Genomic DNA, 23,511 nt, shown 5'->3' with positions numbered 1-23,511 from the left:
CTTGGCCAGCGTCCTCAGGCTCTCTTGACTATGCTGTATCGCTCGACGGATTGCCTCTGTCGTCGTGGCGCTCCCATGAAGAACCTGGCCCATAGTGCATCCCTCGATTCGGAGGATAAGGATGCCCCATCAAAGCCTGGGATCAAACACCTAGAGCGTTTCACCGTTTCACGGAAACGGCGAACCGCTCTATCTCTTTGTTTTGACGCAATCTCGGACGGCGGGGACAACGGGAGAAATTCGAACCCGCCCTCCTACGCTGAAGCTTCGGGGGGCATCCCACTTCGCCCCGCTGACTGCACCGATCCTGCGAAGCTCGGAGAGCGAAGCAGGATGGCGGAGAGGGAGGGATTCGAACCCCCGATGGGCTTGCACCCATGCCGCATTTCGAGTGCGGTGCATTCGACCACTCTGCCACCTCTCCGCGGTCATGGTCGGCCGTTGCCGGCGCGGCGCACTAGATAACGGCTGGGCGGGCAGGTTACAAGGCCAAATCCGCGGGGAAATTCAGCTTCCTGTGCGGGCCTTGCCTGATCGAGCATTGGCGGCAATCGACAGGCGGCGTCGGCCCGCGTTCCGGAGCAAGGGTCGGAACCGCAGGGAAACGGGCCGTTTGCCTTGACTTCACCCGAACCTTCGGTTAGGGGAAGCGCGCAATCGGCGTGGAGGGTTCTTCCACGCCGCTTGTTTTTTGAACCCGCAGACTGACAAAAAGACGGCCGAACCGCGTGACGCGGCTCATCAAGGCCGACCGAACAGCGAAAGGCAAAAAATGTTCGCAGTCATTAAAACGGGCGGTAAGCAGTATCGCGTCGCCGCCAACGATCTCCTGAAGATCGAAAAACTCGAAGCCAATGTCGGCGACATCGTCGAAATCGGCAGCGTTCTCGCGCATGGCGAGGGCGAAAATGTCACCTTCGGCGCACCGTTCGTCGATGGCGCTCTGGTCACGGCGGAAGTCGTCGAGCAGGGCAAGAACCGCACCGTCATCGCTTTCAAGAAGCGTCGCCGGCAGAATTCGCGCCGCAAGATCGGCCACCGCCAGCTTCTGACCACCGTGCGGATCGCCGAGATCCTGCTGGGTGGCGCCAAGCCTTCCAAGAAGGCCGCCGCCAAGGTGGAAGCCAAGGCTGACGTAGCGCCCGAGGCGAAGGCCGAGGCCGCGCCGAAGGAAGCCAAGGCCAAGAAGGAAGCCAAGGCTGAGGCTGCCCCGAAGGCAGAAGCCAAGGAAGAGACCGCCCCGAGTGAGGCCAAGGCCGCGCCGCTGTTCAAGGCGCCGAAGGGCGAGCCGGACGATTTGACCGTGATCAAGGGCATCGGCCCGGTCGCTGCCAAGGATCTGGCCGAGCAGGGCATCATCACCTTCGCGCAGCTGGCCAAGCTGACCGACAAGGATGTCGCCAAGATCGACGAGCACATGCCCTTCAGCGCCGACCAGATCAAGGACTGGCGCGAGCAGGCCAAGGAACTGGCGAAGAAGTAAAACGAACCGGCGACAAGGTCGCCGGATCGGACTTGAAACGGAACGCGAACGCGTTCATAAGACCATTCAAGCGCCCCCAGGGCGCATCGGAGTTAGTTAGATGGCACACAAGAAAGCTGGCGGCTCGTCGCGCAACGGTCGCGACTCGCATTCCAAGCGTCTGGGCGTGAAGAAGTTCGGCGGCGAAGCCGTCGTCCCGGGCAACATCATCATCCGTCAACGCGGCACCACCTGGCATCCCGGCGTCAATGTCGGCATGGGCACGGACCACACCCTTTTTGCGCTCGAGACCGGCGCGGTCACCTTCAACAAAAAAGCCAACGGCCGAACCTACGTATCGGTCAATCCGATTACCAAAGCCGCGGAGTAGCCGGTTCCGCACTATAAAACCGGCGCCCATCTCGGGAACCGGTGTCTGGCCAAACCAGTGAATGGAGCCAGGAAAAGGATCAGGGGAGATGGGTTTTCCATCTCCCCTTTTTTCTTGCCTGGAGGATGTCAAATGGTTGCCGAAGCGGAAGACACCGAAGACGAAAGTTACGCCATAGACTGCCCGGTGCTGGCCACGGAACGGCTGGTGATGCGTGCGCCGTGCGAAGCCGATATCGCGCAACTGGTCGAGCTTGCCGACAACCGTCATGTCGCCGAGATGCTGGCGCGCATGCCGCACCCCTATGGCGAGGCCGAGGCGCGCGCCTTCCTGGCCATGACCCGGTCGCGCCGCGCCGGTATTGCTTATGCGCTGACGCTGGCCGGCACCGACATTTTCGTCGGCTGCGCCGGCCTCAACATGACCGATCGCGGGCTGGAACTCGGCTACTGGATCGGCGAGCCCTACTGGAAGCGCGGCTATGCGACGGAGGCCGCGCACGCGCTGGTCGACCTCGCCTTCCAGCGGACGTCGACGCAGGTGCTGCAGGCCTCGACCAGGGTCATCAATCCGGCCTCGCGCCGGGTCATCCACAAGTGCGGCTTCCAGTATGCCGGCCAGGGCATGCTGAACTCTATCGTCGCCGGCCAGGTGCCGGTCGAGCGGTATAGGTTGGACAGGAAGACGTGGATTAGCCTGCGAAACTGGGTCCACTTTTAGGTGTATTGATATTCAGGTGAGGCCGGCCTGCGAATGGCGGCTTCCTGCGCTTCCGGCCTTCGCCGGCCGAAGCACTCATGAGTGGTGGTGGCAGGTAAGGCTACGGCCGGCGTAGGCCGGTGCTCACGTACTTAAGTACGCTCCGCTCCGGTTCTCGGAAGCCACTATTCTCGACTCGGCCTGACCTGAATCTCAACACACCTCGGCGCATGGCCCTGAAGCAAGGTCGGAAAGACAGATTGGGTCAACCCATCTCGACCCAGACCGGCAGGTGATCCGAGCCGACGGCCTTCTGGTCGACCCACAGGCGCTTCAGCGATCCGGCGAGCGAGGCAGAGGTGAAGATGTAATCGATGCGTTTGTGGCGGCCTGTGTCTTCGGGCCGGTTGGGGTCGACCCAGGTGACGAGATCCGATGCGTCGAGGCGCTGGGCGACGTCGACGGCGAGATCGGCGGTCAGCGGCATGCCGAACTCGTGGTCCGGGCGGCCGACGAGTTCGACATACTCGGAGGAGCCGGGCAGCATGTTGAAGTCGCCCATGACGATGAAGGCTTCGGGATAGGGCAGGTCCGGCAGGCCGATCTCGGGAATGCCGGAGAGACCGCCGCCCTCCAGGGCATAGTTTAGCAGCCGCTGGCGCAGAAAGCGGATCTGGCTGGCGCGTTCAACCGGACTGCGATGGTCGAGATGGGTGGAATAGAAGCGCACGAAGCCGAGCGGGGTCTCGATCAGCGCCTCGAGCGCGCCACGCTGGAAGTTCATCGCCTCCAGGCTGCGGCTACGCGGCAAAAGCAGATTGCGCGACAGTTGGATGGGCGTCTTCGACAGCACCATGTTGCCGAGCTGGAAGGTGGTGGTGATGGCGCGGCCGGCCTCCAGGCGCGAGCCGACATTGACCTCGAAATTGCTGCCATAGGCGGCAAAATACTCGGGCAGCGCCTCGCTGATCTCGGCCACCATGTCGCGGTTGCCGTTCCTCGGATTGTTGCGGGTGACTTCCTGCAGCGCGATCACGTCGGCGCCGCGCACCGCATCGGTGATGCGGCCGAGATCGTAGCGGCCATCGAGACCGATGCCGTACTGGATATTATAGGTGACAATTTTCATTCCCACGCCCCCCACGCTCCGTCCCGCGAACACTGCTACCGCTTCCCCGACAAAAGGGCATCCGGCGCTTTAGTCGCAAATCGGCCTCGCCCTTCGCCGCGCCTTGGTTTAGAGCAAGGCGCAAAGTTAGAGCAAAGCCGCAAGGCCAACAGCAGAAACTGCGTAATCCAATGAAATTTCTCGATCAGGCCAAGGTTTATATCCGCTCTGGCGACGGTGGCGCCGGTTCGGTGTCGTTCCGGCGCGAAAAATTCATCGAGTTCGGCGGCCCGGATGGCGGGGACGGCGGCCGCGGCGGCGATGTCTGGCTGGAAGCGGTCAACGGTCTCAACACGCTGATCGACTATCGCTACCAGCAGCATTTCAAGGCGAAGACCGGCGTTCACGGCATGGGCCGCAACATGACCGGCGCCAAGGGTGCCGATGTGACGCTGAAGGTGCCGGCCGGAACCCAGGTGTTTGCCGAGGACAATGAGACACTGATCTGCGACCTGACCGTGGTCGGCCAACGCTTCTTGCTGGCCAAGGGCGGCAATGGCGGTTTCGGCAACCAGCATTTCAAGACCTCGACCAACCAGGCGCCGCGCCGCGCCAATCCCGGCTTGCCCGGCGAAGAGATGAACGTCTGGCTGCGGCTCAAGCTGATTGCCGATGCCGGCCTGGTCGGGCTGCCGAATGCCGGCAAGTCGACTTTCCTGGCGGCGGTGACCGCGGCCAAGCCGAAGATCGCCGACTACCCCTTCACCACGCTGCATCCCGGCCTCGGCGTCGCCCGTATCGACGCGCGCGAATTCGTCATCGCCGACATTCCGGGCCTGATCGAAGGCGCGCATGAGGGCGTCGGCATCGGCGACCGGTTCCTCGGCCATGTCGAGCGCACGCGGGTGCTTTTGCATCTGGTTTCGGCGCAGGAGGAAAATCCGGGCAAGGCCTACAAGACGGTGCGCGCCGAACTTGACGCCTATGGCAATGGGCTGACCGAGAAGGTCGAGATCGTGGCGCTCAGCCAGGTCGACATCCTCGACGCCGGTGAGCGCAAGAAGAAGGCCGCGTCGCTGAAGCGCGCCGCCGGCCGCGCGCCTATGCTTCTGTCTGCGGTCACCGGCGAAGGCGTCGAGGCGGTGCTGCGCGTGCTGATGGCGGTGGTTGGCGAGGCGCGCGACAGGACTACGGCTCCCATTGAGACCCGCTGGAATCAATAGTGATGACGGCGAAATCGCTGACAAAATACCGGCGCATCACGGTCAAGATCGGCTCGGCCTTGCTGGTCGACCGCACCAACGGCCTGAAGCGTGACTGGCTGGCCTCGCTGGCCGACGACATTGCGGTGCTGGCCAACGGCGGCGCCGAGATACTGGTCGTGTCGTCCGGCGCCATTGCGCTCGGCCGCACCATTCTGGGCCTTGGCAAACGGGCGCTGAAGCTTGAGGAGAGCCAGGCGGCGGCCGCCGTCGGCCAGATCGCGCTGGCCGGCGCATGGTCGGATGCGCTGGGCAAGGGCGCGCTGAAATCCGGCCAGATCCTGCTGACGCTCGGCGACACAGAAGAGCGCCGCCGCTACCTCAATGCGCGCGCCACGATCTCGACGCTGCTCAAGATGAAGGCGGTGCCGGTCATCAACGAGAACGACACGGTGGCGACCTCCGAAATCCGCTATGGCGATAATGACCGGCTGGCCGCGCGCGTGGCGACGATGATGGGCGCCGACCTCCTGGTGCTGCTCTCCGACATTGACGGGCTCTACACCGCCCCGCCGGCGCGCGATCCCGACGCAAAGTTCATTCCGGTGGTCGACCGCATCACGCCCGATATCGAGGCGATGGCCGGGGCTGCAGCGTCCGAGCTGTCTCGCGGCGGCATGCGCACCAAACTCGACGCCGGCAAGATCGCCACCGCCGCCGGCACCGCCATGATCATCACCTCTGGCACAAGGCTGTCGCCGCTGATGGCGATCGAACGCGGCGAGCGCGCTACTTTCTTCCGGCCGAGCGCCAATCCGGTCAAAGGCTACAAGACCTGGATCGCCGGCCAGCTGGAACCGGCGGGGCGGCTCACCGTCGATGCTGGCGCCATCGGCGCGCTGCTGTCTGGCAAGTCGCTGTTGCCGGCCGGTGTCAGGCTGGTCAGCGGCAATTTCTCACGCGGCGATACGGTGGCGATCCTGTCGCCTGAGGGACGCGAGATCGCGCGCGGGCTGGTTGCCTACGATGCCGCCGATGCCGTAAGGATCGCAGGCCTGAAGACGGCCGAGATCGAAACCGTGCTCGGATACGAGGCGCGCTCGGCGATGATCCATAGGGATGATCTTGTGGTGAGTGATCCGGGTGACCAGTCAGCCTAAGCCGGCGGCTTGCCAGTCATGACTGAAGCATAGCTGCTGTTCTGCCTCTATTTGCAATGGGGTCGTTAGCCCTAGATCCTCATAAAGAACAGCATCCATCGATGGCTGGCCAGTTCCTTTGCTGACCACAATCACCGAAAGGCGGGGAAGTTTGGCATCGCTACACCGAAGGGCGATTCCTCCCAATGTATTGCCCCAACCTCGGTCGATGCCGCCGAAGGCTTCCGTTAGCTCACCATATGTGACCAGACTTTGGGCAGCGGCCTTTTTTGCCAAAAATTTCGCGACATCCAGTCGGTAGCTGTTTCTCATTTTCTTTAAAGCTGCTGTTGAAATTCGCGGCACCATTGCCTCCCCGGTCGATGAAACACAATATCACGTTTGATCACCGCGTTGATGAGATCGTAGCGGGCGTGTAAAGCAACATCACTCTTCGAGCGTCTAGAGAATGCATATGCTGAAGCTGCATGAACAATCCGGGGATGACACCATCGCGCTGATGGCCGATATCGGCCGCCGCGCCCGCGCTGCCGCCCGACCGCTGGCCATCGCCACCACCACCGCCAAGAACGCAGCGCTCGTTGCCATGGCCGACGCGATCATTTCCCGTGAGCAGGACATTCTCGACGCCAACGCCATCGATGTTTCGAATGGCCACGAATCCGGGCTGTCCGGCTCCTTTATGGACCGGCTGAAACTCGATCCAGCGCGCATCCGCGCCATGGCTGACGGCATCAGGGAAATCGCTGAACTCAAGGATCCGGTCGGGGACGTGATCGCGGCCTGGGATCGCCCGAACGGCCTGCAGATCGAGCGCGTCCGCACGCCGCTCGGCGTTGTCGGCGTCATTTACGAAAGCCGGCCGAATGTGACGGCGGATGCCGGTGCTCTCTGCCTCAAGGCCGGCAATCCGGTGATCCTGCGCGGCGGCTCGGACTCGCTCAATTCCTCCGCCGCTATCCATGCCTGCCTGGTCGAGGGGCTGAAGGCTGCCGGCTTGCCGGAAGACGCCATCCAATTGGTGCCGACCACCGACCGTGCCGCTGTCGGCGAGATGCTGAAAGGGCTTTCCGGCAATCTCGACGTCATCATCCCGCGTGGCGGCAAAAGCCTGGTCGGGCGCGTGCAGAGCGAGGCGCGGGTGCCGGTCTTTGCCCATCTCGAAGGCATCTGCCATCTCTACATTGACCGGTCGGCCGATCTCGACATGGCGGTCAGCATCGCCGTCAACGCCAAGATGCGGCGCACCGGTGTGTGTGGCGCTGCAGAGACTTTGCTGGTCGACCGTGCCGTGGCGTCGACGCATCTGGTGCCGATCCTCGACGCGCTGCGCGCTGCCGGCTGCGAAATCCATGCCGATCTCGAGGTGATGAAGTTGTTCTTCGATGCCAAGCCGGCGACCGACGCCGACTGGGTGACCGAATATCTCGACGCCATCATTGCGGTAAAACTGGTCGACGGCATTGCCGGCGCCATCGACCATATCGAGACGTTTTCGTCGCACCATACCGAGGCGATCATCGCCGAGGACGCAAAGGCGGTGGAGCGCTTCTTCAACGAGATCGATTCCGCAATCCTGCTGCACAACGCCTCGACCCAGTTCGCCGATGGCGGCGAGTTCGGCATGGGTGCCGAGATCGGCATCGCCACCGGCAAGATGCACGCGCGCGGCCCGGTCGGTGTCGAACAGCTGACCTCGTTCAAATACCGTGTGCGCGGGTCGGGACAGGTGAGGCCTTGACGTTTTTCGGCCAAAGGGCCTGAAGCTTGCGCCCAGCCACCCCCCTCTGCCCTGCCGGGCATCTCCCCCTCAAGGGGGGAGATTGGCCGTCATCTGTGATTTCGCCAATCGTCAGCTCTGGGGGATGGTCACCGTCGCCGCAGCTGCTGATCTCCCCCCTTGAGGGGGAGATGCCCGGCAGGGCAGAGGGGGGTGCCTAGCACCATGCTGTCGTCCCCTCAGCCCGCCATCCCCTCGCGCTACCTCCGCATGCCGCATGCCGAAAAAGGCCTCGCCGTCGGCCTGTTCGGCGGTTCGTTCAACCCGCCGCATGCCGGCCATGCGCTAGTGGCGGAAATTGCCTTGCGGCGGCTGGCGCTCGACCAGCTGTGGTGGATGGTGACGCCAGGCAATCCGCTGAAGAGCACGCGCGAGCTCGCGCCGCTCAGCGAGCGGCTGGTTCAGTCGGAGCAGATCGCCAAGAACCCGAAGATCAAGGTCACCACCTTCGAGGCGGCGCACCATATCCGCTTCACCGCCGACACACTGGCGCTGGTCAAGGCGCGCAATCCCGGCGTCGATTTCGTCTGGATCATGGGCGCCGACTCACTGCGCGATTTTCACCGCTGGCAGCGCTGGCGCCAGATCGTCATGACCTTCCCCATCGCCGTCATCGACCGTCCTGGGGCGACGCTGTCCTTCCTGTCCTCGGTCGTCGCCAAGACCTTCGACTATGCCCGCGTCGACGAGGGTGATGCGCCCAGGCTCGCCCGCATGAAGGCGCCGGCCTGGACCTTCATCCACGGCCCGCGCTCCTCGCTGTCGTCGAGCGCCATTCGCAGCGCTGCGAAGGGGTAGGCTGCGCTGGCTCGCTCCCCCTTCTCCCCTTGCGGGAGAAGGTGTCGCCGAAGGCGACGGATGAGGGGGTGTTCCCAGCGGAGTGAGGCGTTGGCGTTCCCTGGAACACCCCTCATCCGTCTCGGCGCTGTCGCGCCGATCCACCTTCTCCCCCAAGGGAAGAAGGGAAGGCCTGCCGATGTCGCTTTTGCAGCGGCCTTTCGCCATCGGCTAGGCGATGCTGCTCGAACATGGCCGTTCCAGTGAACCAGACCCACATCGACCCGCAGCATGGCGCTCCGCCGGCGCCGGTGATCGCCATTGCCAGCGTCGTCGTGTCGATGGCGCTGATTGCGGTCGGCAATGGGTTGATGTTCGCCTATATCCCGGTCCGTCTCGGTGTCGAGCACTTCGATCCGACTTGGGCCGGGCTGATCATCACCGGGCTTTCGGCCGGCGGCCTTGCCGGCTGCATTCTGACCGGACCGCTGGTGCGTCGCGTCGGGCACGCCCGCGCCTTCATGGTGCTGTCGGCGCTGATTGCGCTGTCCAACGCCGCCATCGGCGCCGGCACCTACCCGTTGCTGTGGATCGCGGCGCGCGCGCTCTACGGTTTTGCCATATGCGGGCTGTTCATCGTCGCCCAGAGCTGGCTCAATGACGCCGTCGCCAATGCTATCAGAGGTCGGGTGATGGCGGTGTTTTACGTCGCCTATGTCGCCGGCCTCGGCGTTGGCTATGCCCTGCTGGCGGCGGTCGACATCGCGACGGCCGAAGCGCCGCTGATCGGCATTGCGTTCACGGCGCTGTCGATCCTGCCGGTCGGGATGACGCGGCTCGCCCAGCCGCCGCCGCCGCAGGCCGCGACCGTTGCGCTCGGCCGCGCCTGGCGGATTTCGCCTGTAGGGGTGGCCGGCATGCTGGCCGTCGGCGGCCTGTCGATGGCGATTGCCGGCTTTGCGCCGATCCACGCCACGGCCAAGGGCTACAGCCAGGCAGACGTGGCGCTGCTGCTCTCAGCCATGCCGGTCGGCACGCTGATCCTGCAGATCCCACTCGGCTGGATTTCGGACCGCACCGACCGCCGCTACGTGCTGGCTGGTGCCGCGGCACTCGCCACCGTCGCCGGCCTGCTCGCCATCGGCTTCGACGGCGGCGCGCTGATGGTGCTGGTGGTGATCTATGTTATCTGGGACGGCGCCTCGGAATCGATCTATTCGCTGGCCAGCGCGCATGCGGCCGACCGGGCCGGCAAGGACGACATGGTGGCGCTGTCGAGTTCGCTTCTGTTTGCCTGGTCGCTGTCGGGTTTCATCGTGCCGGGCATCGTGACGGCCCTGTCGGCTGTCTATGGAACGCAAGCCTTCATCTATGTGGCCATCGTCATCGCCACCGTCTTCTGCCTGTTCGTGCTGTGGCGGGTGGCGACGACGCGCGCCGTCCCTGCCACGGAGACCGGCAGTTTCGCGCCGATGTCGGCGCAGGCGCCGTTGCCGGTAGAGCTCGCTTACGCCCCGGAAGAGCAGCGCTAGGCCAGTTCCACAGACCTACTGTCGGGTGGCGGAAGCCTGCTGCCGCGCTTCCGGAGGCGGTGCCGGTACCGAGATGGCCTCGGCGTCGAAGGCCTGCTTGACGCGCTTCGTGAGATCGATCTGGGTGGCGAAGAAATCCGCCGCTGACGTCCAGTAGCGCAAGGTGATGGCGACGCTGGCGTCGCCGACGGTGGCGACAAAGGCGATCGGCGCCGGCTCGCGTTTGATGCGGCGCTCGCCACCGGCGACGCCCAGCATGGTCTTCTGGGCCAGGTCGATGTCGTTCCACGAGCCGATGGTGAGCGTGATGTCGCTGCGGCGCGCGCCGTTGCGGGTAAAATTGCGCACCGGCTGGTTCCACAGCGTCGAATTGGGCGCCAGAACATAGACGCCATCTGTCGTGCGAAGCTTGGTGGCGAACAGGCCGATTTCCTCGACGGTGCCGGCAATGGCGCCGACCTCGACATATTCGCCGATGCGGAATGGCCTGAGCGCCAGAAGCATGATGCCGGCGGCGATGTTTTGCAGCGTGCCTTGCAGCGCCAGCCCGATGGCGAGGCCGATGGCGCCGATGGCGGCGATGATCGAGGCCGTCTGCACGCCGAACTGTCCCAGCACCATGATGACGACCAGGATCAGGATGGCGTAGCGCACGATCTTCGAGAAGAAATGGCGCAGCGTCGCGTCGAAGCCATGAATATGGCCAAGCCCGGCAAAGATCGAGCGTTCGGCAAGGCCGGCCACGATGTAGCCGACGACCAGCAGGATGATGGCGCCGATGGCGGAGAAAGAATAGGAGACGATCAGCGTGCTGAGTTGCGCAAGCCCTGCCTGCACGGTGAGGAGCGTGTTCTGGGGGTCGATGGGCATCATGGAAATTCCGGTTGGGGGTGTGTCGATAACCCGTGCAGCGGCCATGGGTTCCGATTTTTCTCAAGGGCTGCGGAACCCGAAATCGGATGCGACGTTCGCGCTCGCAGGGCCTGCGTCTTGAAACTGCAACGGAACTCTGCCTATCTATGGGGTGTCACCTGATTTTATGGGTGATTTGGTTGTTCTTGCTGCGAAAGGAAATACACTGAGAACAGCACTGCGGAAGAAGGCCGACATCGTGCCTTCGCCGGCCGGGATCAGCGTAAACGACGCCGTGTCCCGCGCCATCACGACAGTCCTTGCCAGTCTGGAAGACTCCAAGGCCGAAAACATTGTCTCAATCGACATTCAGCGGAAATCGAGCCTCGGCGACTATATGGTCATCGCGTCGGGCCGATCGCACCGTCATGTCTCGGCTGTTGCCGACCATCTCCTCAAGGCGCTCAAGGATGCCGGGCTCGGCATGGCGCGCGTCGAGGGGCTGTCCGGCGCCGACTGGGTCCTGATCGATTCAGGCGACATCATCGTCCATGTCTTCCGCCCCGAAGTCCGCGAATTCTACAATCTTGAAAAGATGTGGCAGGCGCCGGACCTCGAGGAAGAGACCTTGCACTGAGCTCCGTCTCATGTCGTAACCGTCGTCGGTGCGACATGTGAAAGCTCGGCGAGGCAGGGATGAAGATATCAGTTCATGCCGTGGGCCGGATGAAGACCGGCCCCGAGAGAGAGTTGGCCGACCGCTATTTCGAGCGTTTCGCCAAAAGCGGGCCGGCGATTGGGCTCGAATTCTCTGGTGTCACCGAGATTCCCGAAGGACGCGCCCAGAACGCCAATGAGCGCCGCCGCGAGGAAGGCCAGAGACTGCAGGCGCAACTGCAGCCGGGCACGGCGCTGTTCCTGCTCGATGAGCGCGGCAAAAACCTGACCTCGGACGATTTTGCCAGCTGCATCGGCCAGTTGCGCGACGGCGGCCGCAAGGCGCTGGTCATCGCCATAGGCGGTGCCGACGGGCACGACCAGCCGCTTCGCGACCAGGCCGATCTGGTGCTGTCGTTCGGCGCGGCCACCTGGCCGCACCAAATGGTGCGCGTCATGCTGGGTGAGCAGCTCTACCGCGCGGCGACGATTCTTTCAGGCCATCCGTACCACCGTTCATAAACCGGTGGGTGGACGCCAACCGTACGGATTTCCGCCCCAATGCGCGGCTGTTTTATGCTAAAGCGCGTCATGCGACGCGCTTTAGGTCTTTTGGTTTTATGCATGTCGTTTTCCCAAAACCGAGGACACTTTTGGGCGACATGCATTCGGCTTCGGTTTCGATCATGGTTGATGGTTCGTTAACGAAGCCACGCATAGACTCGGGCTTCAATGGCTGACAACGGGAAATCAGGAACGGGCTTCCGGCACACGCGCTGCGGCATCGCTGCGGCAGTACTTTTGCTGTCGCTTGGGCTGGCGCGGGCTGAAAACACGCTCGACGTGGCGCCCGACCCGGACCAGAGCCGGGCTGAATATGAGAAGGTTTCCGCCGAAATCACTTTGTCGTCCGAACGGCTGGCCAAGCTCGCCGCGGATATAGCGGCGGTCAAGAAGGACCATGCCTCGATCACCGCGGCGCTGATCCAGTCGGCGATGACCGAGCAGAAGCTCGGCCAGGATATCGAGGATATCGGCGCCAGGCTCGAAGGCCTGAAGGCCGAGGAACAGAAGATCCGCGTCTCGCTGGCAGCGCGGCGCGACGTTCTGGCCGAGGTGCTGGGCGCGTTGCAGCGCATGGGGCTCAACCCGCCACCGGCGATCCTGGTCAAGCCGGAAGACGCGCTGTCGTCGGTGCGCAGCGCCATTCTGCTCGGCGCCGTGGTGCCGGAACTGCGTCAACAGACCGACAAATTGCTGGCCGACCTCAAGGAACAGACACGGGTAACGGCCTCGATCGAGGCCGAGCGGACCCGGCTGACGGCGGCGGTCGGCGAGCAGACGGCGGAAAAGAAACGCCTCTCCATGCTGCTCGAAGCCAAGCAGAAGCTTGAGGCGGACACCTGGACCGCGATGGTGGCGGAAAAGCAGCGATCCCAGGCGCTTGCGGCCAAGGCCGGCAGCCTGAAGGAGCTGATTGCCTCGCTCGAGGCCGACAAGAGCCGCAAGGCGGCGGATGCTGCGAAGGCCGGCGAGCAGAAGGCGGCCGACGCCGATAAGACCGACGCCGATACGACCGCGTCGACGGAACTGGCGTCATTGCCGGTGCCGGAAGGCAATCGTCTCACCGCGGCGGTGCCGTTTTCGGCGCTTCAGGGCCAGGTCGCGCTGCCGGTCACCGGCAAGATCAAGCGCCGTTTCGGGGCCGATGACGGTAACGGCGCGGTGATGCTTGGCGACATGGTTGCGACACAATCGGGAGCCATCGTCACCGCACCTGCGGACGGAAATGTGCTTTATGCGGGGCCTTTTCGCTCCTATGGTCAACTCTTGATCCTCAATGCGGGAGACGGCTATCATGTCGTCCTGGCGGGGATGAGCAGAATCAGCGTCGCGTCTGGCCAGTCGGTGCTCGCAGGAGAGCCGGTCGGCGCGATGGGAGAGGCCCGGGTGGCAAGCACCTCGGCCTCGAAGAATGGAAATGCCACGCCGGAACTCTACGTCGAGTTCCGCAAGGATGGAAAACCCGTCGATCCGACCCCATGGTGGGCGGACCGCTTCTCTGGAAGGACGTGAAATGATGCGGAAACTGTCGCTTCTTATTGCCGGTGCGCTGATGGGCGCGTCAGCGATGAGCCTGGTCTATGGCGCGCCCGGCTCGACGGCGAACGCTGCAGGCTCCGAAACCTACAAGCAACTGGCGATCTTCGGTGACATCTTCGAGCGCGTGCGGGCGCAGTATGTGACGCCGCCGGACGACAAGTCGCTGGTCGAAAACGCCATCAACGGCATGCTCGCCTCGCTCGACCCGCACTCCTCCTACATGAATGCCGAGCAGGCGCAGGACATGCGCGTGCAGACCAAGGGTGAGTTCGGCGGCCTCGGCATCGAGGTCACCATGGAGAACGACCTGGTCAAGGTGATCACGCCGATCGACGACACCCCGGCCGCCAAGGCAGGCGTGCTGGCCGGCGACTATATCGCCAAGATCGACGGCGAAGAGGTTCGCGGCCTGACGCTCAACGACGCGGTCGAGAAGATGCGCGGCCTGGTCAACACGCCGATCAAGCTCACCATCCTGCGCCAGGGCGCCGACAAGCCGATCGAGCTGACGGTGGTTCGCGACATCATCAAGGTCAAGGCGGTCAAGTTCCGGGTCGAGAACGACATCGGCTACATGAAGATCACGTCCTTCACCGAAAAGACCTATGACGACCTCGAGAACGCCATCGACACCATCAAGAAGCAGGTGCCGAACGACAAGCTCAAGGGCTATGTGCTCGACCTGCGCCTCAACCCAGGCGGCCTGCTCGACCAGGCGGTGAGCGTTTCCGACGCCTTCCTCGACCGTGGCGAGATCGTCTCGACCCGCGGCCGCGATCCGAAGGACGTCACCCGCTTCGACGCCAAGGCAGGCGACGACATCGGCGCCAAGCCGCTGATCGTGCTCGTCAATGGCGGTTCGGCCAGCGCCTCGGAGATCGTTGCCGGCGCGCTGCAGGATCTGCGCCGCGCCACCGTGGTCGGCACGCAGTCCTTCGGCAAGGGCTCGGTGCAGACCATCATCCCGCTTGGCGAGAACGGCGCGCTGCGCCTGACGACGGCGCTCTATTACACGCCGTCCGGCAAGTCGATCCAGGGCAAGGGCATCACGCCCGACATCAAGGTCGACCAGCCGCTGCCGCCCGAACTGCAGGGCAGGGATCTGACGCGCGGCGAATCGGACCTCAAGGGCCATATCAAGGGCGCCGACGAGAGCGATACCGGTTCGGGCTCGGCTGCCTATGTGCCGCCGGATCCGAAGGACGATCTGCAGCTCATCTACGCCGAACAGCTGCTGCGCGGCCAGAAGACGGATCCGGCGTTCCCGCCGAATCCGGAGAAGGCCGTGCTCAACCAGTAAAGTCGACCGGCGGCTCTGGCCGCCTGTTTGAAAGCGATGCAATGCTGCCGGGACCGCAAGGTTCCGGCAGTTTGATTCGGAGGCAGTGGATGGAGAGCAGTGCCTCAAAAGGCGCCGGGGACGCGCCGTCAGTTTTGGATATGCGCATGGCGAAAAGGTTTCGCTGATCGTGCGCCCGGGGATGCGGCTTGGCTGACATCGGCAAAGACATCGAACGCCCGCTCGGACAGACCGCCCGGCCGCGCCCTGCGTCGCGCGGAATCAGCGGCCGTGCTGTCGCGACGACACTGGTCGTGCTTGCGGCTGTAGGCATCTCCGGTGCGATCGCGCTGCGCGAAAAGCCTTTCCGCAAGCCCGAACAGGCGGCGGTCTCGACGCCGAAGGTGACGGCGGCCGAGCCTGTCGCGGCGGCACCGGCGGCACCGACTACCGCACCTGCTGCGCCGAAGGCGGAAACGCCGCCCAAGGTAAGCGGGCCGCAGATCATCCATGTGCAGACCCAGGAGGGCGATGGTCCGCCCAATGCAGCCATCGTCATCCATGACCCTTCGACGATCGGCCAGAATCTGAAGATCGCGCATATCCCTGACAAGGCCCTGATCGAGGCCAGCGACACCGGTCCGCTGCCGGTCCGCGCCGCCGACGGCCGGCGGCCGTTCGACGTCTATGCCAGGCCGTGGTCGGGTTCGCGCGGCGCCCGCGTGGCGATTGTCGTCGGTGGGCTTGCCGTGTCGCAGACCGGCACGCAGGCTGCGATCGCCAAGCTTCCGGCGGAAGTGACTTTGGCCTTTGCTCCGCAAGGCAACAGCATCGGCCGCTGGATGCAGGCGGCACGGCAGAGCGGGCATGAGGTCGTCATGCAGGTGCCGCTCGAACCGTTCGACTATCCCAACGTCAATCCCGGCCGCAACACGCTGACGGTGGCGGCGAGCCCGGATGAGAATCTGAAGAATTTGCGCTGGGCGCTGTCGCGGACCACCAACTATACCGGCGTCATGAACTATATGGGCGCGCGCTTTTCGGCCGACGCGACGGCGATGGAACCGTTCATGGCCGAGCTCGGCAAGCGTGGCCTTGCCTATATCGATGACGGCTCGTCCGCGCGGAGCCTGGCGCCCGACCTCGCCTTGAAGGACGGCGTGCCGTTCGTCGCCGGTGACACGGCGATCGACGCCGTGCAGGACCGCGGCGCCATCTTGAAAAAATTGGACGCGCTGGAAGCGACCGCGCGCGCCAAAGGCTCCGCCGTCGGCATCGGCTCGGCCTTCGACCTCACCGTCGACACTGTCACCTCCTGGATCGTGGAGGCGAAGAAGCGCGGCATCGAAATCGTTCCGATCTCGGCAGTGGCCATCGACCCGCAAAAGAATTAGCGCTATCTGCCGGACCGACGCGAACTTTCGAAACGGCTGGACCTGACAGATGGCTAAAAAGATCGATCCAGAGACGCTGCCTTACCGGCCCTGCGTCGGACTGATGATCCTCAATGGCGATGGGCTGGTCTGGGTCGGGCATCGCATCGCCGAGCCGGATAGCGAATTCGCCGGCACCACGCAGCTCTGGCAGATGCCGCAGGGCGGCATCGACAAGGGCGAGGAGCCGCTGGAGGCGGCCGGGCGCGAGCTCTACGAAGAGACCGGCATGCGCTCGGTCACGCTGCTGGCCGAAGCGCCACACTGGATCAACTACGATCTGCCGGCCGATCTGGTCGGCATCGCCTTCAAGGGGCGCTATCGTGGCCAGACGCAGAAGTGGTTCGCCTACCGCTTTCACGGCGAGACCAGCGAGATCCAGATCAACCCGCCGCCCGGCGGCCATACCGCCGAATTCGATGAATGGGCCTGGCGGCCGATGCGGGACCTGCCCGACCTGATCGTGCCGTTCAAGCGCAAGGTCTATGAGGATGTGGTGGCGGCGTTCCGCCACCTGGCGTAGCGGGCTGAAGGCTCGGCTGTTGCGGCGTCCATGAACTGTCCTTACTGATAGGGTTTGTTTGGTGCTCTGGTCAGGAGCCGGGATGAGCAGCGCCCTGGGGAAGTCATCGCGTTCAGAGCCGGAAACCGGCTCGCAGCCGATCAGCGAAGCGGCGGCCGGCGCGATCCTGACCATCGATCTTGGCGCTGTCAGAGAGAATTACCGGCGGCTGAAGGCCAAACTCGGCGGCGTGCGCTGCGCTGGTGTCGTCAAGGCCGACGCCTACGGGCTCGGCGCGCGCCAGGTGGCGGCCGCACTCGTTGCCGAGGGCTGCGACATCTTCTTTGTCGCGCATCTCGCTGAGGGTGTCGCGCTGCGCGACGCAGTTGGGTCGCGACCGGAGATCCATGTGCTGAACGGCCTGCCGCCGGGCTCGGAACCGGAAGCGGTTGCGGCGGATCTTGTGCCCGTCATCAACAGCGCCGGACAACTGAAGGCGTGGAGCGAGGCGGGCCAAAAGGCAGGCCGCAAGTTCAAGGCGGCCATCCAGGTCGATAGCGGCATGTCACGGCTGGGGATGGCGCCCGCCGAGGTCGAGGCGCTTGCCGCCGATGCTTTTGCCGGCGTAGATGTCGTCCTCGTCATGAGCCATCTGGCGCGGGCCGACGAACCCGCCAATGCGGCCAACGACGCGCAGCTCAAGGAGTTCGAACGGCTGCGTGCCATGCTGCCCAAGGCGCCGGCGTCGCTCGACAATTCCTCCGGCATCTTTCTGGGCTTTCCCTATCGTTTCGACCTCGCCCGCCCGGGCGCAGCGCTCTACGGCATCAATCCGACGCCAGGGGAGGCGAACCCGATGCTACCGGTGGTGCGGCTCGAGGCAAAGATCATCCAAACACGCAGCATCGACAAGGGTGCGGGCGTCGGCTACGGCCATGCGTTTCTGGCCAGCGGTCCCTTGCGCGCGGCGACGATTTCGCTCGGTTATGCCGATGGCTGGCACCGGCGCGCTGCGTCGGCCGCCTGGTTCGACGGCGTGCGGCTGCCCTTTGTCGGGCGGGTGTCGATGGATTCGATCATCCTCGACATATCGGCGCTGCCGGCCGGGCGGCTGCGCGAAGGCGACCTTGTCGAACTCTTGGGTCCGTCGCAGAGCGTCGATGACGCCGCCGGCCATGCCGGCACGATCGGCTATGAAATCCTGACCAGCCTCGGCCCCCGCTTCCACCGCCGCTACGTGAACGCATAGGACGAGACGCGCCCCCTTGGCGGACGCTGCAAAATCCGGCAGACAGGAGGCGGCGGCCTTCTGACAGATGTCGTCGTGGAGAGTGATGCGATGAAGATCTTCGTGTTGGGCGGCGGCGTGATCGGGGTCACCACAGCCTATTATCTCGCCGAGGCAGGCCACGAGGTCACGGTTTTCGACCGCCAGAAAGGGCCGGCGCTGGAAACCAGCTTCGCCAATGCCGGCGAGGTGTCGCCTGGCTATGCCTCGCCCTGGGCCGGTCCCGGCATCCCGCTGAAGGCAATCAAATGGCTGTTGATGAAGCATGGTCCGCTGGTCGTGCGCCCGGCCTTCGATCCGCATATGTGGACGTGGCTGCTCAAGATGCTGCGCAACTGCACGGCCGATCGCTACGCCATCAACAAGGCGCGCATGGTGCCGCTCGCCGAATACAGCCGCGACACGCTGAAGGCGCTGCGCGAGGCGACCGGCATCGCCTATGACGAACGGGCCAAAGGCACGCTGCAGCTGTTTCGCACGCAAAAGCAGCTCGACGGTACCGGCGGCGACGTCGAGGTGCTGAAAAAATACGGCGTACCCTACGAGCTGCTCGACCCCGAAGGCTGCATCGCGGCCGAGCCGGCGCTGGCTGGCGTGCGGGAAAAATTTGTCGGCGGGCTGAGATTGCCCGGCGACGAAACCGGCGACTGCAAGATGTTCACCGACAGATTGGCCGAGCTCTGCGTGGCGCGCGGCGTCACGTTCGAATACGGCACGCAGATCAGGCGCTTCACCAAGAACCGCAATCGCATCGTCAGCTTCGGCACGGATCAGCGCTCGCGCGCGGCCGACGCCTATGTGCTGGCGCTGGGCAGCTATTCGGCGCGTTTCATRCGGCTGCTCAGGCGTCCGATCCCGGTCTATCCGGTCAAGGGTTATTCGATCACCGTGCCGATCAAGGATGCGGCGGCAGCACCGGAATCGACGGTGATGGACGAAACCTACAAGGTGGCGATCACACGGCTCGGCGACCGCATCCGCGTCGGCGGCACGGCGGAGATTTCCGGCTTCGACCTCAGGCTGCACGAATCGCGGCGACGCACGCTCGAACATTCGGTCGGCGATCTGTTCCCGGATGGCGGCGACCTCAAGGCAGCGTCGTTCTGGTGCGGGCTGCGGCCGATGACGCCGGACGGGCCACCGCTGATCGGCCGCACCGAGTTCTCCAACCTCTACCTCAACACCGGCCATGGCACACTTGGCTGGACCATGGCCTGCGGCTCGGCCAAGGTGCTGTCCGACATCATCTCCAGCAAAGTGCCTGATATCGATGTGCGGGAGCTGGGGCCGGAACGGTATTTGAGGTAGGAAGCTAAAACGCCTCCTTCACCCAGCCCTTCGAGAACAGCCACCGGTAGGCCCAGGATATCGTCACCTTGGTCGAGACCGGGTTCGAATGGGCGACATAGTCGTCATAGACCGGCTGCATTCTGGCGTAGAAGGCGGGGTCGAGCACCATCATGCCGTTTTCCAGGTCATGGAAGAAGCTGCGGTTGTTGAGGTTGACCGACGAGATCGTCACCAGCCTTTCGTCGATCATCATGATCTTGGAATGCAGCACGACATCGGGCGCCTTGAATTCGCGGATGTTGATGCGGTCGCCATATTTCTCGACGAACAGCGTGTTGAGGGCGGTCAGCAACCTGCCGCCAATGTCGCCCTTGAGGTCGATGCGGCCGACTATGTCGATCCTGACGCCGCGCGCCAGTGCCCGCTCGATGGCGAGGCTGAGCTTCGGCGTCAGATTGAGATAGGGATTGACGATCTCGATATGATGCTCTGCGGTGTCGATCAGTTCGACGAAATAGGTCTCCAGCGCGTGGTTGTCCTCGTAGGGCACGGAAATGAAGTGGCGCACCGTGCCTGGCGGGCGCCGGCCGTCGGTGCGCACCGGAATGGAGAAAGGCCTGATAATATTGGTGTCGGCGTCGCGCAGCCACAATGTCGAAAGATGCGCGGCGAGCGTCTCGACGGTTGCCGGATCGGCGAACTCGATGTCGAAATCGCTCCAGTTCGAATAGTAGTTCAGCGAGAAGCCATCGGTCTTGCCGTATTGTTCCAGCTTTGGATAACGCGACAGGTCGATAGGCTTGTGGAACAGGAAGCCGTCATGGATGTTGCGGCCGCCGATGATGACGCGCGAGCGGGCGGGATTCTGCGCCAGCGTTGCCAGCATCTTGACGTGATGGGTCTTGTGCAACTGCGACAGCTGCTCGTCGATCGGCGCGCCCTGGTCGGCCCGCCAGCGATATTCCTGCACCTCGACATTGGGGTATTCGGCGGCCAGCCGGTGCAGCAGCGCATCATCCTTGTCGCGCTCCAGCACGTCGGTGACCATGATGCGCACCTTGGTGCCGAGGGCCGCGTGATGGCGGATCAGCCGCTCGATGACGCGGCCGGAAAAGTCGGCCTTGAACTCCAGTGACGACAGATAGATCAGCTTGAGTTTCGGCGCGTGCGAGAAGTCGAGCGGCAGTTCGGGATCGACCTTGTCGAAGGCGCTTTCGGGTAGCGGCGCACCGAGCAGCGCTTCGACCTTGGCGTTGAAGCCGTCGCGCGATTTGCGCAGCAGGCGTGGTTGGCCGAGCGGCAGCGAGCAGGTCTGCGAAAGCCAGCGGCCGGCGTAGAAGACGCGGTCAAGCTCTTCCAACCCGAAGGGATCTGGCACCGGACAGCGCTCGTAGCGGCTGTCGAGCGCGGCAAGCGCCGGATAGGCAACCTCTTCGCGCAGGATGGTGAGCGGGGCGCCGGCAGGTGCGAAGCTGGAGCTGAGCTTGAGATCGCAGCGGTTCAGACTGTCACCTGGAAACAGGCTGGCGGTGGCGGCTTCTTCTCCCGACAGGTGAAAGCGAAATGGCGCGCCAGCGGTGATGGTGCGCGAGCTGCCACCGGCGCGGATCGCCAGCGTGCCGTCGCAGGCGCCCGATATGTCGACTGGTTGGTGGCCCGACTGGCGCAGCACGATTTCGATCGAGCGCGCCTGCAGGCCGGAAAAACTGAATGTCTTGGGCGCGGAGGGACGGGCAGCGGCGTCGACATAGAGGGTCTGCCGCGACACCCGCCACCGGCCGTCGAAGTGGCCTTCGCCAGGCTTGCCGCTCGCCGCCGGCATCTGTTCGGCCGTAACCGGCTTCGCCAGCTGTTCCAGGGTCCGGTAGGTGGCCTGGAAATCGCGGTTGGCGATGGCATGGCGGTCATGGCCGAACGGACCGGTGCCGTTCTCCCTGTCCATGGCGCCGATCTGGTTGTAGGCGAGCAGTGCCAGAAACTGCCTTTCGTAATCGCTGGTGCCGGCGTCGCCGAAAAACGCGGCGGCCGCGGTCCGCGGCCCCGGTGTGCCCGCCGACAGCGAGGGCCGTCCGCAGTCCCTAGCATCGGGGAAGAAATCGCAGCTGTGTTTGAGCGGACCGGCGCAGGCGGCAAGGGCTGCTAGCGCCAGCCCGGCAAGGGCCAGGCGGAAGGCGCGGTTCATCCCGTCGCCCTGTTCATCGTCTTCAGCTCAGCCGGATCGCGCGGTGGCAGGAAGCCTTGCGGAAAGACCTTGCAGACGGGAAGCGCAAAGGTGGCGATCAAGAGCTCGGCCTCGCCGCGCATCTTTTTTGGCGCCGTCCTGTCGTCGCGGATCGCTTTTGCCGAGGCGACGAGCGCGCCGTCGCAGGCGCAATGATTGCGGCGTGCGATGTAGCAGGCGTCGTGGATCTGGCAGGCGCTGTCGAGCCGGTCGACCGGACGGGCCGAGAGGTCGCCGGTGCGGGTGCCGGGGCCGCAATAATTGCCGAAGACGAAAGGCGAGGGGCGGGCCATCGCGGTGCGGACCGGCTTTGGCAATTCGGCTTCCGGAACTTGGGTCCATGGATTGGCGCAGGCCGAAAGCCAGGCCAGCAGGAGGATGGCAAGAACGGCTCGCATTGTTATCCGCGCCAGTTTTCCGAAAAATGTGCCACCCCGGCGCTCCACCGTACCTGCGGCAAAATCCTGTGCCTGATGCCACACTCATTGATTCCGTGGCAAGGGAAGGGGATTTTATGGCAGGGGAAAGGCGGCACTTACACGAACAGCCCGCGTTCGCGTTCCACCGCCTTGGTGATGAAGTTGGCGACGATCTGCACGCGGCGCAGGGGCCGGACCGATTCGTGATAGACCAACCAATAGGCGCGGCGGATCGGCGCCACGATGTCGACGGGGATCAGCTCCGGCATCGAGCGGGCGACGAAGGTGTGCAGAATGCCGATGCCGGCGCCTGAACGCACCGCTTCGGCCTGGCCGAGGGCTGAGGAAATGGCAAAACTGGTGCGCCAGTCCGGGCTGAACTCGGCCGCATAGTCGAGTGACGGGCTGACGATGAGGTCCGGCACGTAGCCGATCAATGTATGCTGGCTAAGTTCCGCTGATGTCTGCGGCAGGCCATGCGCCTCGACATAGCCGCGTGAGGCAAACAGGCCGAGCGTGTAGTCGACCAGCTTTCCCGCCACCAACCTGCCTTCGCTCGGCCGCTCGACGGTGATGGCGATGTCGGCCTCGCGCCGTGACAGCGAGAAGGAACGCGGCACCGGCACCAGCTGGATGGTCAGTTCGCGGTGCAGCGCCGTCAGCGCGCCGAGGCGCGTGGCCAGGAATGCGACGCCGAACCCGTCGGGCGCGCCGATGCGCACCGTGCCGGAAATATCGTCGCCTTCGCCCGACACGGTCGAGCGCGCGGCAATCATGTCGCCCTCCATGCGCTCGGCAATGTCGAGGAAGCGCTCGCCGGCCGGCGTCAGCTCGCTGCCGGTGGTAAGCCGGCGAAACAGTTTTGTGCGCAGCGCATCCTCGAGTGCCGCGATGCGGCGCGAGACCGTGGCGTGGTTGAGCTCGAGGCGCTTGGCGGCGCCAAGGATCTGGCCAGCGCGGGCGACGGCGAGGAAGATGCGGACGTCATCCCAGTTCATGGGGGTGGTCCGGATGATGATGGTCAACGTCGCGTTCTGTGGCGCCCCCCTCTGTCCTGCCGGACATCTCCCCCACAAGGGGGGAGATTGGAAGTTCCGCCGACTGCTCTCCTTCAGCAACGGTTGCGATTGGCGAAAGCGGGGATGACCGAGCAATCTCCCCCCAAGTGGGGGAGATGTCCGGCAGGACAGAGGGGGGCGCGAAGGAACTCAACCGGTTGTCCTCAAGCAGATAATTCGTGACATCGCCATTTGCGGCAATTAATGCACACTCGACCACCGTTGTCTATTTCCTGCACAACGGTTGCGTTCTCCCTCGCGTTGCTTTCGCCCCCGCAAAGGCGTTCACTGCAGCATC

At 64.2% G+C, this 23,511-nt stretch carries 22 protein-coding genes and 1 tRNA gene; 16 read left to right on the top strand and 7 right to left on the bottom strand.

Features of this window, described 5'->3' with window-relative positions:
* Positions 1-334 precede the first annotated feature (334 nt).
* Positions 335-424, bottom strand: a tRNA-Ser gene (locus AC1DYO_RS27580).
* 348 nt (positions 425-772) lie between these two features.
* On the opposite strand from AC1DYO_RS27580, the gene AC1DYO_RS27575 reads away from it, so the two are divergent.
* The 3 genes from AC1DYO_RS27575 (at position 773) to AC1DYO_RS27565 (ending at position 2,573) form a co-directional block, all read left to right on the top strand.
* Positions 773-1,483, top strand: coding sequence for a 50S ribosomal protein L21 (locus AC1DYO_RS27575; RefSeq protein ID WP_477267566.1), 711 nt, complete (start codon positions 773-775; stop codon positions 1,481-1,483).
* Between the two features lie 100 nt (positions 1,484-1,583).
* The gene (rpmA, locus tag AC1DYO_RS27570) at positions 1,584-1,853 is read left to right on the top strand and encodes a 50S ribosomal protein L27 (protein ID WP_477267565.1); all 270 of its coding nucleotides are present in this window, start codon (positions 1,584-1,586) and stop codon (positions 1,851-1,853) included.
* Positions 1,854-1,985: 132 nt separating this feature from the next.
* Entirely contained in the window at positions 1,986-2,573 is a 588-nt protein-coding gene (locus tag AC1DYO_RS27565; protein WP_181061448.1) for a GNAT family N-acetyltransferase, read from the top strand.
* Positions 2,574-2,817: 244 nt separating this feature from the next.
* On the opposite strand, the gene AC1DYO_RS27560 is transcribed toward AC1DYO_RS27565, so the two are convergent.
* Positions 2,818-3,681: an endonuclease/exonuclease/phosphatase family protein gene (locus AC1DYO_RS27560; protein ID WP_477267564.1), complete on the bottom strand. Its 864-nt coding sequence runs from the start codon at positions 3,679-3,681 to the stop codon at positions 2,818-2,820.
* Positions 3,682-3,851: 170 nt separating this feature from the next.
* Between AC1DYO_RS27560 and obgE the strand changes: the two genes are divergently transcribed.
* Positions 3,852-4,883: a GTPase ObgE gene (obgE, locus tag AC1DYO_RS27555; RefSeq protein ID WP_477267563.1), complete on the top strand. Its 1,032-nt coding sequence runs from the start codon at positions 3,852-3,854 to the stop codon at positions 4,881-4,883.
* A gap of 2 nt (positions 4,884-4,885) precedes the next feature.
* Complete coding sequence (proB, locus tag AC1DYO_RS27550; RefSeq protein WP_477267562.1) at positions 4,886-6,022, top strand: glutamate 5-kinase; 1,137 nt, start codon at positions 4,886-4,888, stop codon at positions 6,020-6,022.
* Here the strand turns inward: proB and AC1DYO_RS27545 are convergent.
* Positions 6,014-6,370 carry a hypothetical protein gene (locus tag AC1DYO_RS27545; RefSeq protein WP_477267561.1) on the bottom strand — a complete coding sequence of 119 codons (357 nt, stop codon included), beginning with the start codon at positions 6,368-6,370 and terminating at the stop codon, positions 6,014-6,016. The genes proB and AC1DYO_RS27545 overlap by 9 nt on opposite strands.
* A 106-nt stretch (positions 6,371-6,476) precedes the next feature.
* Between AC1DYO_RS27545 and AC1DYO_RS27540 the strand changes: the two genes are divergently transcribed.
* The 3 genes from AC1DYO_RS27540 to AC1DYO_RS27530 all read left to right on the top strand — a co-directional run bounded on the left by AC1DYO_RS27540 (position 6,477) and on the right by AC1DYO_RS27530 (position 10,111).
* On the top strand, positions 6,477-7,763 hold the full coding sequence (locus AC1DYO_RS27540; RefSeq protein ID WP_477267560.1) for a glutamate-5-semialdehyde dehydrogenase: 1,287 nt from the start codon (positions 6,477-6,479) through the stop codon (positions 7,761-7,763).
* Between the two features lie 204 nt (positions 7,764-7,967).
* Positions 7,968-8,600, top strand: coding sequence for a nicotinate-nucleotide adenylyltransferase (locus AC1DYO_RS27535; RefSeq protein WP_477267559.1), 633 nt, complete (start codon positions 7,968-7,970; stop codon positions 8,598-8,600).
* Between the two features lie 230 nt (positions 8,601-8,830).
* Positions 8,831-10,111, top strand: coding sequence for an MFS transporter (locus AC1DYO_RS27530; RefSeq protein ID WP_477267558.1), 1,281 nt, complete (start codon positions 8,831-8,833; stop codon positions 10,109-10,111).
* 15 nt (positions 10,112-10,126) lie between these two features.
* On the opposite strand, the gene AC1DYO_RS27525 is transcribed toward AC1DYO_RS27530, so the two are convergent.
* Positions 10,127-10,981, bottom strand: a complete 855-nt coding sequence (locus AC1DYO_RS27525) for a mechanosensitive ion channel family protein (protein ID WP_477267557.1) — start codon at positions 10,979-10,981, stop codon at positions 10,127-10,129.
* A 241-nt stretch (positions 10,982-11,222) separates the two neighbouring features.
* Here AC1DYO_RS27525 and rsfS point away from each other — a divergent pair, with 241 nt between their 5' ends.
* The 8 genes from rsfS (at position 11,223) to AC1DYO_RS27485 (ending at position 19,533) form a co-directional block, all read left to right on the top strand.
* On the top strand, positions 11,223-11,600 hold the full coding sequence (gene rsfS, locus AC1DYO_RS27520; protein ID WP_181061503.1) for a ribosome silencing factor: 378 nt from the start codon (positions 11,223-11,225) through the stop codon (positions 11,598-11,600).
* Between the two features lie 59 nt (positions 11,601-11,659).
* Entirely contained in the window at positions 11,660-12,142 is a 483-nt protein-coding gene (gene rlmH, locus AC1DYO_RS27515; RefSeq protein ID WP_477267556.1) for a 23S rRNA (pseudouridine(1915)-N(3))-methyltransferase RlmH, read from the top strand.
* 210 nt (positions 12,143-12,352) lie between these two features.
* Positions 12,353-13,696 carry a murein hydrolase activator EnvC family protein gene (locus AC1DYO_RS27510; protein ID WP_477267555.1) on the top strand — a complete coding sequence of 448 codons (1,344 nt, stop codon included), beginning with the start codon at positions 12,353-12,355 and terminating at the stop codon, positions 13,694-13,696.
* A gap of 1 nt (position 13,697) precedes the next feature.
* A complete protein-coding gene (locus tag AC1DYO_RS27505) occupies positions 13,698-15,023 on the top strand; it encodes a S41 family peptidase (RefSeq protein ID WP_192252503.1) in 1,326 nt (441 codons plus the stop codon).
* A 188-nt stretch (positions 15,024-15,211) separates the two neighbouring features.
* Complete coding sequence (locus AC1DYO_RS27500; RefSeq protein WP_477267554.1) at positions 15,212-16,396, top strand: divergent polysaccharide deacetylase family protein; 1,185 nt, start codon at positions 15,212-15,214, stop codon at positions 16,394-16,396.
* Positions 16,397-16,445: 49 nt separating this feature from the next.
* Positions 16,446-16,958 (top strand): RNA pyrophosphohydrolase, encoded by a 513-nt coding sequence (locus AC1DYO_RS27495; RefSeq protein ID WP_477267553.1) that lies wholly within the window; start codon positions 16,446-16,448, stop codon positions 16,956-16,958.
* Between the two features lie 82 nt (positions 16,959-17,040).
* Entirely contained in the window at positions 17,041-18,186 is a 1,146-nt protein-coding gene (gene alr, locus AC1DYO_RS27490; RefSeq protein ID WP_477267552.1) for an alanine racemase, read from the top strand.
* A 90-nt stretch (positions 18,187-18,276) separates the two neighbouring features.
* A complete protein-coding gene (locus tag AC1DYO_RS27485; RefSeq protein WP_477267551.1) occupies positions 18,277-19,533 on the top strand; it encodes a D-amino acid dehydrogenase in 1,257 nt (418 codons plus the stop codon).
* A gap of 4 nt (positions 19,534-19,537) precedes the next feature.
* Here the strand turns inward: AC1DYO_RS27485 and AC1DYO_RS27480 are convergent, their stop codons facing one another.
* The 3 genes from AC1DYO_RS27480 to AC1DYO_RS27470 form a co-directional block, all read right to left on the bottom strand.
* Positions 19,538-21,697, bottom strand: a complete 2,160-nt coding sequence (locus tag AC1DYO_RS27480; protein WP_477267550.1) for a phospholipase D-like domain-containing protein — start codon at positions 21,695-21,697, stop codon at positions 19,538-19,540.
* Entirely contained in the window at positions 21,694-22,134 is a 441-nt protein-coding gene (locus AC1DYO_RS27475) for a hypothetical protein (RefSeq protein WP_477267549.1), read from the bottom strand. The genes AC1DYO_RS27480 and AC1DYO_RS27475 overlap by 4 nt, the downstream gene beginning before the upstream one ends.
* 137 nt (positions 22,135-22,271) lie before the next feature.
* A complete protein-coding gene (locus AC1DYO_RS27470; protein ID WP_477267548.1) occupies positions 22,272-23,153 on the bottom strand; it encodes a LysR family transcriptional regulator in 882 nt (293 codons plus the stop codon).
* Positions 23,154-23,511: the final 358 nt, after the last annotated feature.

It is taken from the genome of Mesorhizobium sp. P2_F5 (assembly GCF_056403715.1).
The sequence above is the reverse complement of the archived record's forward strand: the minus strand, read 5'-3'. Positions and strand labels throughout refer to the sequence as shown.